The 11,605-nt window shown below is 71.3% G+C and carries 20 protein-coding genes; 16 read left to right on the forward strand and 4 right to left on the reverse strand.

Going from position 1 to position 11,605, the window contains the following annotated elements:
• The first annotated feature begins 2 nt into the window (after nt 1-2).
• The 7 genes from LCH29_RS18440 to LCH29_RS18470 are packed head-to-tail and all read left to right on the forward strand — an operon-like array spanning nt 3 to nt 2,827.
• Nucleotides 3-791, forward strand: a complete 789-nt coding sequence (locus tag LCH29_RS18440; RefSeq protein WP_446462826.1) for a GvpL/GvpF family gas vesicle protein — start codon at nt 3-5, stop codon at nt 789-791.
• Nucleotides 779-1,018, forward strand: a complete 240-nt coding sequence (locus LCH29_RS18445) for a gas vesicle protein GvpG (protein ID WP_009715478.1) — start codon at nt 779-781, stop codon at nt 1,016-1,018. Before LCH29_RS18440 ends, LCH29_RS18445 begins: the two co-directional genes overlap by 13 nt.
• The gene (locus tag LCH29_RS18450) at nt 1,011-1,370 is read left to right on the forward strand and encodes a gas vesicle protein (protein WP_446462827.1); all 360 of its coding nucleotides are present in this window, start codon (nt 1,011-1,013) and stop codon (nt 1,368-1,370) included. Before LCH29_RS18445 ends, LCH29_RS18450 begins: the two co-directional genes overlap by 8 nt.
• On the forward strand, nt 1,367-1,549 hold the full coding sequence (locus LCH29_RS18455) for a hypothetical protein (protein WP_446462828.1): 183 nt from the start codon (nt 1,367-1,369) through the stop codon (nt 1,547-1,549). Before LCH29_RS18450 ends, LCH29_RS18455 begins: the two co-directional genes overlap by 4 nt.
• Nucleotides 1,546-2,331, forward strand: a complete 786-nt coding sequence (locus tag LCH29_RS18460; RefSeq protein WP_446462829.1) for a GvpL/GvpF family gas vesicle protein — start codon at nt 1,546-1,548, stop codon at nt 2,329-2,331. Before LCH29_RS18455 ends, LCH29_RS18460 begins: the two co-directional genes overlap by 4 nt.
• Entirely contained in the window at nt 2,328-2,552 is a 225-nt protein-coding gene (locus LCH29_RS18465) for a gas vesicle protein (RefSeq protein ID WP_446462830.1), read from the forward strand. Before LCH29_RS18460 ends, LCH29_RS18465 begins: the two co-directional genes overlap by 4 nt.
• Entirely contained in the window at nt 2,549-2,827 is a 279-nt protein-coding gene (locus tag LCH29_RS18470) for a gas vesicle protein K (protein ID WP_446462831.1), read from the forward strand. Before LCH29_RS18465 ends, LCH29_RS18470 begins: the two co-directional genes overlap by 4 nt.
• A 49-nt stretch (nt 2,828-2,876) precedes the next feature.
• On the opposite strand, the gene LCH29_RS18475 is transcribed toward LCH29_RS18470, so the two are convergent.
• Both LCH29_RS18475 and LCH29_RS18480 read right to left on the reverse strand, forming a co-directional pair.
• The gene (locus LCH29_RS18475; RefSeq protein ID WP_446462832.1) at nt 2,877-4,178 is read right to left on the reverse strand and encodes a cytochrome P450; all 1,302 of its coding nucleotides are present in this window, start codon (nt 4,176-4,178) and stop codon (nt 2,877-2,879) included.
• A gap of 208 nt (nt 4,179-4,386) precedes the next feature.
• Nucleotides 4,387-4,722 carry a hypothetical protein gene (locus LCH29_RS18480; protein WP_446462833.1) on the reverse strand — a complete coding sequence of 112 codons (336 nt, stop codon included), beginning with the start codon at nt 4,720-4,722 and terminating at the stop codon, nt 4,387-4,389.
• A gap of 166 nt (nt 4,723-4,888) precedes the next feature.
• On the opposite strand from LCH29_RS18480, the gene LCH29_RS18485 reads away from it, so the two are divergent.
• The 5 genes from LCH29_RS18485 (at nt 4,889) to LCH29_RS18505 (ending at nt 7,248) form a co-directional block, all read left to right on the forward strand.
• Entirely contained in the window at nt 4,889-5,743 is an 855-nt protein-coding gene (locus LCH29_RS18485; protein ID WP_446462834.1) for a helix-turn-helix domain-containing protein, read from the forward strand.
• 13 nt (nt 5,744-5,756) lie between these two features.
• Nucleotides 5,757-5,966, forward strand: coding sequence for a DUF397 domain-containing protein (locus LCH29_RS18490; protein WP_446462835.1), 210 nt, complete (start codon nt 5,757-5,759; stop codon nt 5,964-5,966).
• Nucleotides 5,967-6,109: 143 nt separating this feature from the next.
• On the forward strand, nt 6,110-6,517 hold the full coding sequence (locus LCH29_RS18495; protein WP_446462836.1) for a hypothetical protein: 408 nt from the start codon (nt 6,110-6,112) through the stop codon (nt 6,515-6,517).
• Nucleotides 6,518-6,745: 228 nt separating this feature from the next.
• Nucleotides 6,746-7,000, forward strand: coding sequence for a type II toxin-antitoxin system Phd/YefM family antitoxin (locus LCH29_RS18500; RefSeq protein ID WP_446462837.1), 255 nt, complete (start codon nt 6,746-6,748; stop codon nt 6,998-7,000).
• Nucleotides 6,997-7,248 carry a type II toxin-antitoxin system RelE family toxin gene (locus LCH29_RS18505; protein WP_446462838.1) on the forward strand — a complete coding sequence of 84 codons (252 nt, stop codon included), beginning with the start codon at nt 6,997-6,999 and terminating at the stop codon, nt 7,246-7,248. The genes LCH29_RS18500 and LCH29_RS18505 overlap by 4 nt, the downstream gene beginning before the upstream one ends.
• A gap of 83 nt (nt 7,249-7,331) precedes the next feature.
• Here the strand turns inward: LCH29_RS18505 and LCH29_RS18510 are convergent, their stop codons facing one another.
• A complete protein-coding gene (locus LCH29_RS18510) occupies nt 7,332-7,733 on the reverse strand; it encodes a VOC family protein (protein ID WP_446462839.1) in 402 nt (133 codons plus the stop codon).
• A 112-nt stretch (nt 7,734-7,845) separates the two neighbouring features.
• Here LCH29_RS18510 and LCH29_RS18515 point away from each other — a divergent pair, with 112 nt between their 5' ends.
• On the forward strand, nt 7,846-9,144 hold the full coding sequence (locus LCH29_RS18515) for a MerR family transcriptional regulator (RefSeq protein ID WP_446462840.1): 1,299 nt from the start codon (nt 7,846-7,848) through the stop codon (nt 9,142-9,144).
• Between the two features lie 11 nt (nt 9,145-9,155).
• A complete protein-coding gene (locus LCH29_RS18520) occupies nt 9,156-9,791 on the forward strand; it encodes a hypothetical protein (protein ID WP_446462841.1) in 636 nt (211 codons plus the stop codon).
• Here the strand turns inward: LCH29_RS18520 and LCH29_RS18525 are convergent.
• Nucleotides 9,781-10,782 carry an aldo/keto reductase gene (locus LCH29_RS18525; RefSeq protein WP_446462842.1) on the reverse strand — a complete coding sequence of 334 codons (1,002 nt, stop codon included), beginning with the start codon at nt 10,780-10,782 and terminating at the stop codon, nt 9,781-9,783. The two genes, LCH29_RS18520 and LCH29_RS18525, sit on opposite strands and share 11 nt — an antisense overlap.
• Nucleotides 10,783-10,893: 111 nt before the next feature.
• On the opposite strand from LCH29_RS18525, the gene LCH29_RS18530 reads away from it, so the two are divergent.
• Nucleotides 10,894-11,316, forward strand: a complete 423-nt coding sequence (locus tag LCH29_RS18530; RefSeq protein ID WP_446462843.1) for an NUDIX hydrolase — start codon at nt 10,894-10,896, stop codon at nt 11,314-11,316.
• Nucleotides 11,313-11,495, forward strand: a complete 183-nt coding sequence (locus LCH29_RS18535) for a hypothetical protein (protein ID WP_446462844.1) — start codon at nt 11,313-11,315, stop codon at nt 11,493-11,495. The genes LCH29_RS18530 and LCH29_RS18535 overlap by 4 nt, the downstream gene beginning before the upstream one ends.
• The last annotated feature ends 110 nt before the right edge of the window (nt 11,496-11,605 follow it).

Raw genomic sequence — 11,605 nt, forward strand, 5'->3', positions numbered from 1 at the left:
CCATGGCCGAGAGCGCCGCGCCCGCCGCGCCCGCCGCGCCCGCCGCGCCCGCCGCGACCGCCGCGCCCCGCAGCGTCTACGTCTACGGCGTCGTCCACGCCCGCCGCGTCCTGCCGCCCGGCCGCACCGGCGTCGGCGAACACCCCGCCCCGCTGCGCACGCTGCGCGCCGGTGAGCTGGCCGCCGTCGTCAGCGACGCCCCCGCCGGGCTGCGCGCCAAACGGCGCGACCTCCTCGCCCACCAGGAACTGGCGCTGGCGCTCGCGGCGGACGGGCCGGTGCTGCCCATGCGGTTCGGGATGGTCGCGCCCGACGAGGAGATGGTGCGGCGCCAGCTGGAGTCCTCGCACGGCGACTGCCTCGCCGCCCTCCACCGGGTCGACGGCCGCGTCGAGATGAACCTCAAGGCGGTCCCCGCCCAGGGCGATCTGCGGTCGCTGGTGCGCGAGGACCCCGAGGTCGCCCGGCTGCGTACGGCGGCCCGCCGCACCCCGGGCTACGAGACCAGCCTGCGGCTCGGCGAGGCCGTGGCCCGGGGGCTGACCCGCCGGGCCACGGCCACAGCCGCCGCCGTACTGGCCGAGCTGTCGGAGGTGGCGGACGAGCGGGTCGCCGGGCCGGAGGTGCCGGGCTGCGTGCTCAACGCGTCCTTCCTCCTCGCCCGGGAGGAGCTGCGACGGTTCCGCGCCGTCGTGGAACGCCTCGCGAGCGAGCATGGCAGCCACGTCGAACTCCGACTCACCGGGCCGCTGCCCTGCTACAGCTTCGTGGAGCCCGCATGGGCGTGCTGAGCGAGATCGCGCTCCTGCCGCTGGCGCCCGTACGGGGCGTGGTGTGGGTCGCGGACTGCCTGCGGGACGCCGCGGAACGGGAGCTGTGCCACCCCTCCGTGGTCCGGGCCCGGCTCGCCGCCCTGAACGAGGCCCTGGAGTCCGGCGCCATCGGCCCCGAGGAGTTCGACCGGGAAGAGGACCGACTGCTCGACCTGCTGGAACGAGGGACGACGCGCCGTGACTGACCGCCCCGACCGCGACCTGCTGTGCACCCCTCCCCCGACCACCGGCCCGCCCACGTCCGACCTCGCGGAGATCCTGGAACGCGTCCTCGACAAGGGCATCGTCATCGCCGGGGACATCAAGATCGACCTGCTGGACATCGAACTGCTCACCATCCGGCTGCGGCTGTTCGTCGCGTCCGTGGACACCGCGCGCAAGGCCGGGATCGACTGGTGGGAGACCGACCCGGCTCTGTCCTCGCGCGCGAGGCGGGACGCGCTGGCCGAGGAGAACGAGCGGCTACGGGAGCGCTTGGACGCCTTCGAGTCCGGTGAGCTGACCGCCGCGGCCCCGACGGGAGGCGACGGCGCATGACCGCCATCCGGACCTACATCGCGGAGGAGAACGCGAGGCATGGGGAGCGGGCACGTATGGGCGCGGCGCGTACGGGCACCGCGCGTACGGGCACCGCGCGTACGGGCGCGGCCACCGCGGGCACCCGTACGACAGCTTCCGGCGCCACCAGCAAGCGCCCCGCCAGGAGCGCCGCATGACCACGCCCCCGCCCGTCCTCACCTACGCGTTCGCGGTATGCCGCCCGTACGACGGCCCCGCGCCGACAGGGCTGGCCGGACTCGCCCCGGGCAGCCCCGTCCGTATGCTGCCAGCGGGACCGCTCACCGCCGTGGTCCAGGACGTACCGGCCGCCGACCACACCGAAGAGGCCCTGCGCCGACGCCTGTCCGACCGCGCCGAACTCGAACGGTGCGCCCGCGCCCACCACGAGGTGATCACGGCCGTCTCGTCGCTCACCCCCACCGTCCCCCTCCCCCTCGCCACCCTCTACCGCGGCGACGAACGGGTCCGGGAGGCGCTGTGCTCGAACCAGAACGCGTTCCTCACCGCCCTCGACCGGCTCGCGGGCCGTACGGAATGGGGGGTCAAGGTCTACGCCCCGACCGCGCCCCCGGCCGTCCGGGAAACGGCCGCAGTGGACAGTGGCCGCGCCTACCTCGACCGCGTACGCAAACGCCACCAGGGCCGCGAACAGCGCCAGAACGCCGCGCTCCAGGCCGCCGAGCGCGTGGACGCCGTCGTACGCGGCCTCGCCGTGGCCGCCCGCCGACTGCGGCCGCACGGCGTCGAGGTCACCGGCCCTCAGCGCACCCACATCCTCAACGCGGCCTACCTCCTGGACACCACCCGCACCCGCGAACTCCGCGCCGCCCTGACCTCCCTGCGCCGCGACGAGCCCGCGATCCAGATCGAGCTGTCGGGCCCCTGGGCCCCGTACTCCTTCACCGACGCCTTCGCCGACGCCGGGGCCGCCCCATGACCACCGCCGCTTGGGGCACCGCCCCCGCCGAGGCCCACGGCCCCATCGGCGTCCCCCTCGTCGACCTCCTCGACCGGGTGCTCGCCGCCGGGGTCGTCGTCAGCGGCGATCTCGTCATCGCCATCGCCGAAGTGCCCCTGATCCGGCTCTCCCTGCACGCGCTGCTCTCCTCCGTCAACGAACGCGTCCCCGCCCCCTGGACGGACGGCGGCCCGCTGTGACCGACACCCGCGTCGACCTCGACCCCGACGCGATGGGCCGCGACCTGGTCGCCCTCGTCCTCACCGTGGTCGAACTCCTCCGCCAGCTGATGGAACGCCAGGCCCTGCGCCGCATCGACGCGGGCGGCCTCACCGACGCCCAGATCGACGACATCGGGACGACGCTGATGCACCTGGACCGGCGGATGACGGAGCTGTGCGACCAGCACGGCCTGACCCTGGAAGACCTCAACCTGGACCTGGGCCCGCTGGGCACCCTGCTCCCCCGCGACTAGGCCGTTTCGTTGCTTCCTCTCGTCCGCCCGGTGATCCGAACGAAACTGCCTAGCCCGCGTTGACGCGTGTGGGGGTGAAGGTGACGGGCAGGCTGGACGGGGCTCGGCACCACAGGGAGTCAACCCACTCGAGCTCCTCGGGCTCGACCGCCAGGGTCAGATCCGGAACCCGGTCGAGCAGCACCTCGATCGCCATCTCCGCGATGTTCTTGGCCAGTTCGGGCGCGCCCGCCGGGCATCCGTAGTCGCCGCCGGTGAAGGACAGATACGCGTTGTTCCCGGCGAAGCCCGCCGTGGTGTCGGGCCACAGCAGCGGGTCCATGTTCGCGGCGGCGAGGCTGAGGACGAGGAGGTCACCGGCGCGGATGCGCTGACCTCCGAGCATGGTGTCCCGGATGGCGAAGCGCCCGATGACGTTCGGGACGGGGGAGTCCGCCCACAGCACCTCGGTCATGGCCTCGCCGATACTCCTTCGGCCGCCCGCGAGGGTCACGGCGAACCGGGTGTCGGTGAGCATCAGCCGGATGGTGGTGCCGATCCAGTACGACGTGGCGGGCAGGCCCGCGACCATCATCACCATGATGTCTCCGACCAACTGCTCGTCGGTGAGACCTGGGGAGTTCTGGACGAACCGGGAGGTGATGTCCAGGCCCGGCGCATCACGCTTGTCCGCCACCAGCCGCGCCACGATCTCGGCGGCCCGCTGCTGGGCCGCAATGGGGTCCTGGTTGGCGTCAAGGCTTGCCGTCAGGGCCTGCGCCAAGTCCTCGACCTGGTCCTCGGGCAGGCCGAACATCGTGCCCATGGCGAGGGCGGGCACCGAGTAGACGTAGTCGAACACCAGGTCCGCCTCGCCGCTGCTGGCGAACTTGTCGATCAGACCGTCGGCGAAGCGCTCGCAGTGCGCACGCAGCTCGAAGGGATCGACAACGGAGAGAGCGTCGCTGACGGCCGCCGAGCGCCGCCGGTGCTCGTCCCCCTCCGTGTAGTGGATCATGGGGCTGTAGGCGACCCAGGGCATGAGGGACCAGTCGGGCGGAACCTCGTCCCAGCGGTTCCAGCGGCGGGGGTCACGGCCGAAGGTCTGGGTGTCGCCGAGGATCTGGCGCGTCTCGCGGTAGCCGAGGACGAGCCACGCGGGGATGTCGGCCTCGAGCAGGACCGGGGCGACCTGCCCGTGGTCGCGCCTCATCCGCTGGTAGCTCTCGGTCGGATCCCGCAGAAACCGCGACCCGTACAACGGGGAGGCGCCGCCGTGGGCGGGGCAGCCGGGAGGGGGCACCACCGAGCCCGTACCGCCGGGCGCGTCCTGAGGGTCCGGAATGTCCTGCGGGTCCTGGAGATTCGTCACGAGGTCTTCCTTGGAGCGGGGAATCAGCGCGGCCGCTGGTACGGCGAGGCGCACAGGCTAACCGTGGGCCCCGATCGAACCAACCGTCAGAACGTCATCCGTCCCACGACTGTGCAGGTCGCTGCCTCAGCGTGCGGGCAAGCGCCGGTGCCCCCGATGGAGTGCGACAACTCCACGGAGACGGCTCCCGGATGTAGTCCTGTGGTCGTCAGGCCGCCTCGGCCGGATCGAAGGTGGCGGCGCGAGACGGCGTGAGCCACACCAACCGCGCCGTCACTCCCTCCCACCGCGCGAAGTGCCGCATGGCACGGTCGGGCGAGGGCAAGCTGAACCGCCGCCGCCCGTCGACGCTGGTCACATCCGCGTGCCCGTCCTCGTACGCGATCCCCCACGCCGCGACCTCGGCGTCCCGCCAGCCGCCGTCCAGGGCGAATTCCTGGACGACGGCGAAGAGTCGGGGTGCGGTGTCGAGGACGAGCGAGCGCACTTCTCCATCAAAATCGAACGGCTCGGAGTGGGGATTCTGCGGGGATACCGTGGCCATCGATGTCTCCTGTCACGAGGAGGAGTTGAACCGAACAACGCCCTGACCTGGCGTATGAGTTACACCATAGGTCGCCGCTATGATGCGGCCAACGAAATCGATGGGATACGTCATAACACCCCTCGTGTGGGTGACGGCGCAGCCATGTGAGCGAGGGGAACGCGCGATGGCCCGGATCAAGCTTCCGCCGACCATCCGGCAACGACGACTCGGCGCCGAACTGCGTCGACTGCGCGAACGTGCCGACCTCAACGCCACGCAGGCGGGCGGGCTCCTCGGTTCGTCGCAGTCACGCGTCAGCAGCATCGAGTCCGGCGCCTACGCCGTCAGCGCGGACCGGGTGCGGGCGATGGCCCGCGCGTACGGCTGCACGGACGCGGCGCTGATCGAAGCGCTCGCGGGCATGACGGGCGGCCGGACCCGTGGTTGGTGGGACGAATACCGCGACATCCTGCCGCCGAGCATGCTCGACATGGCCGAACTGGAGCACCACGCCCAGGCGATGCGGGTGGCGTCCGTCATTCACATGCCCGGTCTCCTCCAGACGCGTGACCACGCCCACGCGATCATCAGCGCGGTGGAACCGCCACTCGCTCCGCATGAGGTCGAGCACCGGGTATCGCACCGGATCAAGCGGCAGGCCGTTCTCTACGGGGAGCAGCCGACCCCGCTGACCGCGACCATCCACGAGGCCGCCCTACGCATGCAATTCGGCGGCGCGAGCGTGGCCCGCGCACAGCTGGAGTACCTGCTCACCATGAGCGAGAAGGAGCACGTCACCCTACTGGTGATCCCCTTCGGGGCAGGTGCGTTCCCCAACTCCGGGCAGGGGATCATCTACCTGTGTGGGGAGGTACCTCAGATGGACACCGTGCAGCTCGATACCGACCACGGCTCCGAGTACCTGGACACCCCACCCCAACTGTCCCGCTACCGCAGCACACTGGACCGCATGGAATCCCTCGCGCTGGAGCCTGCGAAGTCCCGCGACATGATTCGCTCCATCGCGCAGAGCCTCTGACTAAGGTACGGCTGTGCCCACTTACACCTGGCAGAAGTCCTCATACAGCGGAAACGCAGGCAACTGCGTCTACGTACGCAACGACCGCGGCGGCCGCCTCCAACTCCGCGAGAGCGATGTGCCCGACACCGTCCTCACCACCAAGCCCTCCACCTTCGACACCTTCATACGCGCCGCCAAAGCAGGCGCCCTCGACCACCTCACCGCCCCTGCGAGCGGCTGAGAGAGTTCAACGAGGCAGACCGCGCCGGATGCGGACAACCGGGTGATGGTGCAGTCTGAAGCCAAGGGCAGGATCCACCCTCTTCCGCTCCGGCATACAGGCGAACTGACCCGTCGCAGCCGGGCCGACAGCCGGGAGGACCAATGACCGTGACCACAGTCGCCGCCGAAATCAAGAAGTCGAAGCTCGCAACGAACGCCGAGGAGTTCAGCGCGCTGGGCGAGAGCGGAGAGGACTGGTTTGTCCAGTCGGCCGATGACTTCCGCCGCCTGCGCGCCGATCGAGAAAACATTCTCGCCAGACTCCCGGAATCTGAATTTTCGACCTTCCTCGGAAGTCTGAAGTTCAGCACCAAGGGCACGCTCGCCAGCGCTTGCTACCGGCCCTTGATGTCCGTTCTGACGCTGAGCGAGATTTTCCAGGTATTCGAGCACTGCGGAATGGCGCGAGAGTACACCGTTCGGTGCCTTGAATACGAGTGCAAAAACGGAAAGTGCAAGTTCGACTTCTGGTCACTCTGCACGCACGACTGCGCAGCCTGCCTGGAGTGAATCTCTCGACACACGACGGCGCCGGGAGCCGGTCCGCCCCTGCGTGCGGACCGGCTCCCGGCGGGTGGGGCTCAGCCGTTCTCCACGACCATCAGCGCTTTGCCGTCCGCGTCGCGGAAGCCGAACATCAGCGGGGCCGGGGCTCCCCCGACACCGCACCTCCGGATCGGCATCGACACCCCTGGAATTCCCGAACGTCACGCAGTACAGGAGTGTACACTTCTGTACATGAGTGACACCTTGCCGATCACTGAAGCCCGAGCCTGCTTCGGCTCACTGGTGCGCCGCGCTTCGCACGCCCGTGAGCGCATCACGATCACCGATCACGGCCAGCCCGCAGCGGTGCTGATCAACCCTCAGGAATTGGCGGACCTTGAGGACTCGCTCGCTTTGGCCGAATATCGGGCCAGTCAGGCGAGCGGCACGTTTGTCGGCGTCTCTCACGAAGAGGCCCGTAGGCGGCTCGGACTGGAGCAGAGTTGAGCCACCAGATCATCTGGAGTGAGCAGGCGCTCGACAACGCGACCCGGTTCCTCAAGGACGACCCCGAGGGGTTAGAGCAGGTCTTCAAGGCAGTTGACCTCCTCGCCGACAACCCACGCCCAGCGGGTACCGCCGCATACGGATCACCAGACCTGCGCCGCATGCACGTGGGGATGTACCGCCTCATGTACGAGATCACTGACGCATCCGTAACCATCGTGGTGATCCACATTGGCCGCACGGGCTGAGCGGCCGCGCGGTCTGGCGTACGGGCACCGTTTGTGATTGAGAGCCGGTCCGCCCCCGTGTGCGGACCGGCTCCTCGCGGTTCTCAGCCGTTCTCCACGACCATCAGGGCGTTGCCGTCCGCGTCGCGGAAGCCGAACATCGGCGGGACCGGGGCGCCCCAGCGCTGGACCTCCGGGTCGGTGTCGACGCCGCGTGCGCGCAGGGTGGCGTGGTCGGCGTCGATGTCCTCGGAAGTCAGGATCAGGCCGGTCGCGTAGGCCGAGGCCTGCTGGCCCTCGCGCGGGAGGACGAGCGCGATGCCGGTCGGGGCGCCCGTCGGACCCACCTCGATCCAGCGCATACCGTCCCCGAAGGGGATGTCGGCGCGCTTCTCGAAGCCGAGGGTGTTGACGTAGAAGTCGAGCGCCCGGTCCTGGTCGGCGACGGTGACGGCGACCCGGCCTATCTCGGTGAGCCGGATGCCCTTCGCGTCGGTAGCGGTCATGGTGACCTCCCTGGTGGTAATGGGTTATGCCGGTATGACCGGGGGGCCGCGCGGAACTCATCGGTCCGCGCCCGTTGACCTTCGAGCCGCTTGAAGGCCCAGCATGGCGGCCATGAACGACGACGAGCCCCTCATGGGCATCGGCGCCTTCGCCCGCCGGGTCGGGCTGACGCCGAGCGCGCTGCGGTTCTACGACGACTGCGCGGTGCTGCGGCCCGCGCGGGTGGACGCGGCGACCGGGTACCGGTCCTACGCACCGGAGCAGGCGCCCCGCGCCACGCTGCTGCGACGGCTGCGGGAGGCCGAGTTGCCGCTGGTCGAGGCGATGACCGTGCTGGACGGGCCGCCCGAGGAGGCCCGGGAGGTGCTGCGGGACCATCTGCGGCGGAGCACGGAGTCGGCGGCGGCCGCCCGGGCGGCGATCGAGGACGTGCTGCGCGCGTTGCCGGGCGGGGTGCGGTGCGGGCGGGTCCGGGTCGGCGGCGCCGAGCTGGCGGGCGCGGTGCGGCAGGTGGGCTCGGCGGTGGCGGTGGGCGCGGTGCGGGAGGAGTTCCCGGTGCTGGGCCGGGTGCTGATCGAACTGGCCGAGCAGGAACTGCGGCTGGTGGCCACCGACCGCTACCGGCTGTCCGTACGGTCCCTGCGGCCGCTCGCGATCAGCGGCGAGCCGTGCGGGCTGACGGTGGGCATCGAGGAACTGCGGGAGGTCGCGGTCTGGGCCCGGGGGCTGCCGGAGGTCGCGATCGAGGTCGACGGTGCCGAGGTGCGCGTACGGGGCGAGGGTGAGGAGCGGGCGCTGTCCATCGCGGACGAGGCGTTCCCCGCGTACCGCATGGTCCTGGACGGGCTCGCGGACGCCCGGCACCGGGTGATCACCGACCGGGCGGCGCTGTGCGCGGCCGTGGCGGAGCGGGGCGGTGACGGGCCGGTGGTGCTGCGGACAGGAGATGGCGTGCTGGCGGTCGAGGGCGGTCCCGTGCGGCCCGCCGTCCCGGACGACGCCCGACCGGGCGCGGCAAGGGGCACCGCCGCCGGGGGTACCGCCTCAGGAGGCGCCGCCGCACGGGGCGCCACCGCAGAGGGCACCGCCACAGACGGCGACGCAGAAGGCACCGCCGCGCAGAAGAGCACCACACGGGACACCGCCGCACCGCCAGCCGACGCCGCCGACGGCAATTCGCTGCCCGACGTAGGCGATACGTCCGCCGACGACGGCAACACGCTCCCCGCCCTCTGCATCGGGCCATCACTCCGCATCGCCTTCGACCCCGCCGTTCTGCTGCCCGCGCTGGAGGCGGGCGTGGGGCCCGACGTGCTGCTGGAGGTCGCCTCGGGCGGCGAGCCCGTCGTCGTCCGCTCCGCCGATCAGGGCAGTTTCACGACGCTCGTCATGCCCGTACGGACCCCGTGAAGGAGACCCCGATGGATCCCGAAAACCCCGTCGTCCGGCTGTGCGTGCAGGGCATGGCCGCCGAGGCCGAGGGGCGGGACGGCGACGCCCGCGACCATTTCCGGCAGGCGTGGGACGCCGCCACCGACGACTACGGGAAATGCGTGGCCGCGCACTATATGGCCCGGCACCAGCCCACCCCCGCCGAGACGCTGCGCTGGAACCAGGAGTGCCTGGACCGCGCGGACGCGGTCGGTGACGACCGGGTCCGCGGGTTCTACGCGTCGTTGCACGTGAACATGGGCGGAGCGTACGCAGAGCTCGGCGACATGGTCACGGCGCGCGAGCACTACGTACGCGCCGCCGCGCACATCGGCGACGTCCCGCCGGGGAGCTACGCGGACTGGACCCGCTTCGGCATCGCCGACGGGCTGGGTACGCCCCCCAAGAGCGGAACACTCGCCGCTTTGCTGGACCGGCTGTGTGCCTGCGGCGAGTTGCGGGCGCTCGGCGTGATCCTCCCGCCGTACCTGGGCGACCTCGGCACGGAGGAGGACCGGGAACGGCTGGTCACCGCGCTGCGCATGGTGCACGCCGCCCGCTGGCTGGCGGATGACGAACAACAGGCGTTGGGCGCGGTGATCAGCGAGCTCGCGATCAGCGGTTGACGAACGCGAGGCTCTTCTCGTCGTAGCGGGTTCCGGCCACCTGGTCGGCCGGGGCGGCGGCGTCGATCGCGGCCAGGTCCTCCGCGGACAGCTCGATGGAGACCGCGGCGAGGTTCTCCTCCAGGTACTTCTCGCGGCGGGTGCCCGGGATCGGCACCACGTCGTCGCCGCGGTGCTGCACCCAGGCGAGGGCGAGCTGACCGGCGGTGACGCCCTTCTCGGCGGCCAGTTCGTTCAGCTTGTCGACGATGGCCAGGTTCTGTTCGAGGTTGCCGTCCGCGAAGCGGGGCTGGGTGCGGCGCATGTCCGTTTCCGGCAGGTTTTCGACCGAGGTGTAGCGGCCGGTCAGGAAGCCGCGGCCGAGCGGGGAGAACGGGACGAGGCCGATGCCGAGTTCGCGGCAGACCGGGGCGGTCTCCGCCTCCAGGTCACGGGTCCACAGCGACCATTCGCTCTGGAGCGCCGCGATGGGATGCACCGCGTGGGCTCGGCGGATGGTCTCCGGGCTCGCCTCGGACAGCCCGAGGTGGCGCACCTTGCCCGCCCGGACCAGCTCGGCCATCGCTCCGACGGTCTCCTCGATGGGGACGTCGGGGTCGACGCGGTGCTGGTAGTAGAGGTCGATGTGGTCGACGCCGAGGCGGCGCAGCGATGCGTCGCACGCCTCGCGGACGTACGCGGCGTCACCGCGGATCGCGGTGGGCTCGCCCAGCCGGTTCGCGAAGCCGAACTTGGTGGCCACGACCGCCTGCTCGCGGCGGCCCCCGGTCAGGGCGCGGCCGAGCAGCTCCTCGTTGTGGCCGGAGCCGTAGAAGTCGGAGGTGTCCAGCAGGGTGACGCCGAGGTCGAGGGCGCGGTGGATGGTGGCGATCGACTGCGCGTCGTCCGAGTCGCCGTAGCCGTGGCTCATCCCCATGAGCCCCAGGCCCTGTGCGCCGACGGTGAGTTCGCCCAGGCGGCGGGTGGGCAGGTGGGTGGGCAGATCGGACATCGGGTGCCTCCTTCGTGGTCGTGACCATCACGCTAGGAGTTGGAGCGCACTCCAAGTCAACTGGGAAATTCGCTGGCCAGGAGCGTGGCTCCGGCTGCCAGAATCGCCCGCATGACGTACGAGGACGAAGTGTCCATGTCGGTGTCCATGTCGGTGGTGGCCGCCGCGATCGTGCAGCGGGGACGGCTGCTGGTCGTGAGCAAGAAGGCGGCCCCCGAAATCTTCTATCTGCCCGGCGGGAAGCCGGACCCGGGCGAGGCCCCGCTGGAGACCCTCGCGCGGGAGCTGGACGAGGAGCTGGGCGTGGCCCCGCTGGAGCCGCGGCTGCTGGCCGAGGTCGAGGGGGTGGCCGTGCTGGAGCGGGTGCCGATGCGGCTGACGGTGTTCGAGGCGCGCATCGACCGGGAGCCCCACCCGGCGGCCGAACTGGCCGATGCGCGGTGGATATCCGGTGGCGACGAGGTGCGGCTCGCCTCGGCCATCCGCAACCGGGTGGTACCGCTGCTGCGGGACAGGGGCATGCTCGCGGCGTGAAGCGACTTCGGGCGCCCCGGCCGGGGGGCGACGACCCGATCGTCGTTCCCGCGGCCGGTGCCGACCGTCAGCGGCCCGTCACCGCCGCGATGTACATCCGGAACCGCCTCGCCGGACCGGCCGTGCGGACCGGCCGCCGCCACGCCGCCACGCTGCCGGGCGGAGTCCGCGGGCCGTAAGCCGCGGAGCCGCAGGGCCGCCCCGCGCGGAACGCACACAGCAAAAGGACCGGCCCGGTGCGCTCCCCCGTCGCACACCGGGCCGGTCCCTCGCTGCCCCTCCCCCCATA

It is taken from the genome of Streptomyces sp. BRA346, from assembly GCF_052851135.1.

Excerpts from the sequence above, each read along its gene's own strand:
- LCH29_RS18500 (WP_446462837.1), top strand. The coding sequence starts at position 6,746 with ATGAGTGACACCTTGCCGATCACTGAAGCCCGAGCCTGCTTCGGCTCA.
- LCH29_RS18530 (WP_446462843.1), top strand. The coding sequence starts at position 10,894 with ATGACGTACGAGGACGAAGTGTCCATGTCGGTGTCCATGTCGGTGGTG.
- LCH29_RS18455 (WP_446462828.1), top strand. The coding sequence starts at position 1,367 with ATGACCGCCATCCGGACCTACATCGCGGAGGAGAACGCGAGGCATGGG.
- LCH29_RS18520 (WP_446462841.1), top strand. The coding sequence starts at position 9,156 with ATGGATCCCGAAAACCCCGTCGTCCGGCTGTGCGTGCAGGGCATGGCC.
- LCH29_RS18440 (WP_446462826.1), top strand. The coding sequence starts at position 3 with ATGGCCGAGAGCGCCGCGCCCGCCGCGCCCGCCGCGCCCGCCGCGCCC.
- LCH29_RS18485 (WP_446462834.1), top strand. The coding sequence starts at position 4,889 with ATGGCCCGGATCAAGCTTCCGCCGACCATCCGGCAACGACGACTCGGC.
- LCH29_RS18510 (WP_446462839.1), bottom strand. The coding sequence starts at position 7,733 with ATGACCGCTACCGACGCGAAGGGCATCCGGCTCACCGAGATAGGCCGG.
- LCH29_RS18480 (WP_446462833.1), bottom strand. The coding sequence starts at position 4,722 with ATGGCCACGGTATCCCCGCAGAATCCCCACTCCGAGCCGTTCGATTTT.
- LCH29_RS18445 (WP_009715478.1), top strand. The coding sequence starts at position 779 with ATGGGCGTGCTGAGCGAGATCGCGCTCCTGCCGCTGGCGCCCGTACGG.
- LCH29_RS18465 (WP_446462830.1), top strand. The coding sequence starts at position 2,328 with ATGACCACCGCCGCTTGGGGCACCGCCCCCGCCGAGGCCCACGGCCCC.
- LCH29_RS18460 (WP_446462829.1), top strand. The coding sequence starts at position 1,546 with ATGACCACGCCCCCGCCCGTCCTCACCTACGCGTTCGCGGTATGCCGC.
- LCH29_RS18525 (WP_446462842.1), bottom strand. The coding sequence starts at position 10,782 with ATGTCCGATCTGCCCACCCACCTGCCCACCCGCCGCCTGGGCGAACTC.
- LCH29_RS18495 (WP_446462836.1), top strand. The coding sequence starts at position 6,110 with ATGACCGTGACCACAGTCGCCGCCGAAATCAAGAAGTCGAAGCTCGCA.
- LCH29_RS18515 (WP_446462840.1), top strand. The coding sequence starts at position 7,846 with ATGAACGACGACGAGCCCCTCATGGGCATCGGCGCCTTCGCCCGCCGG.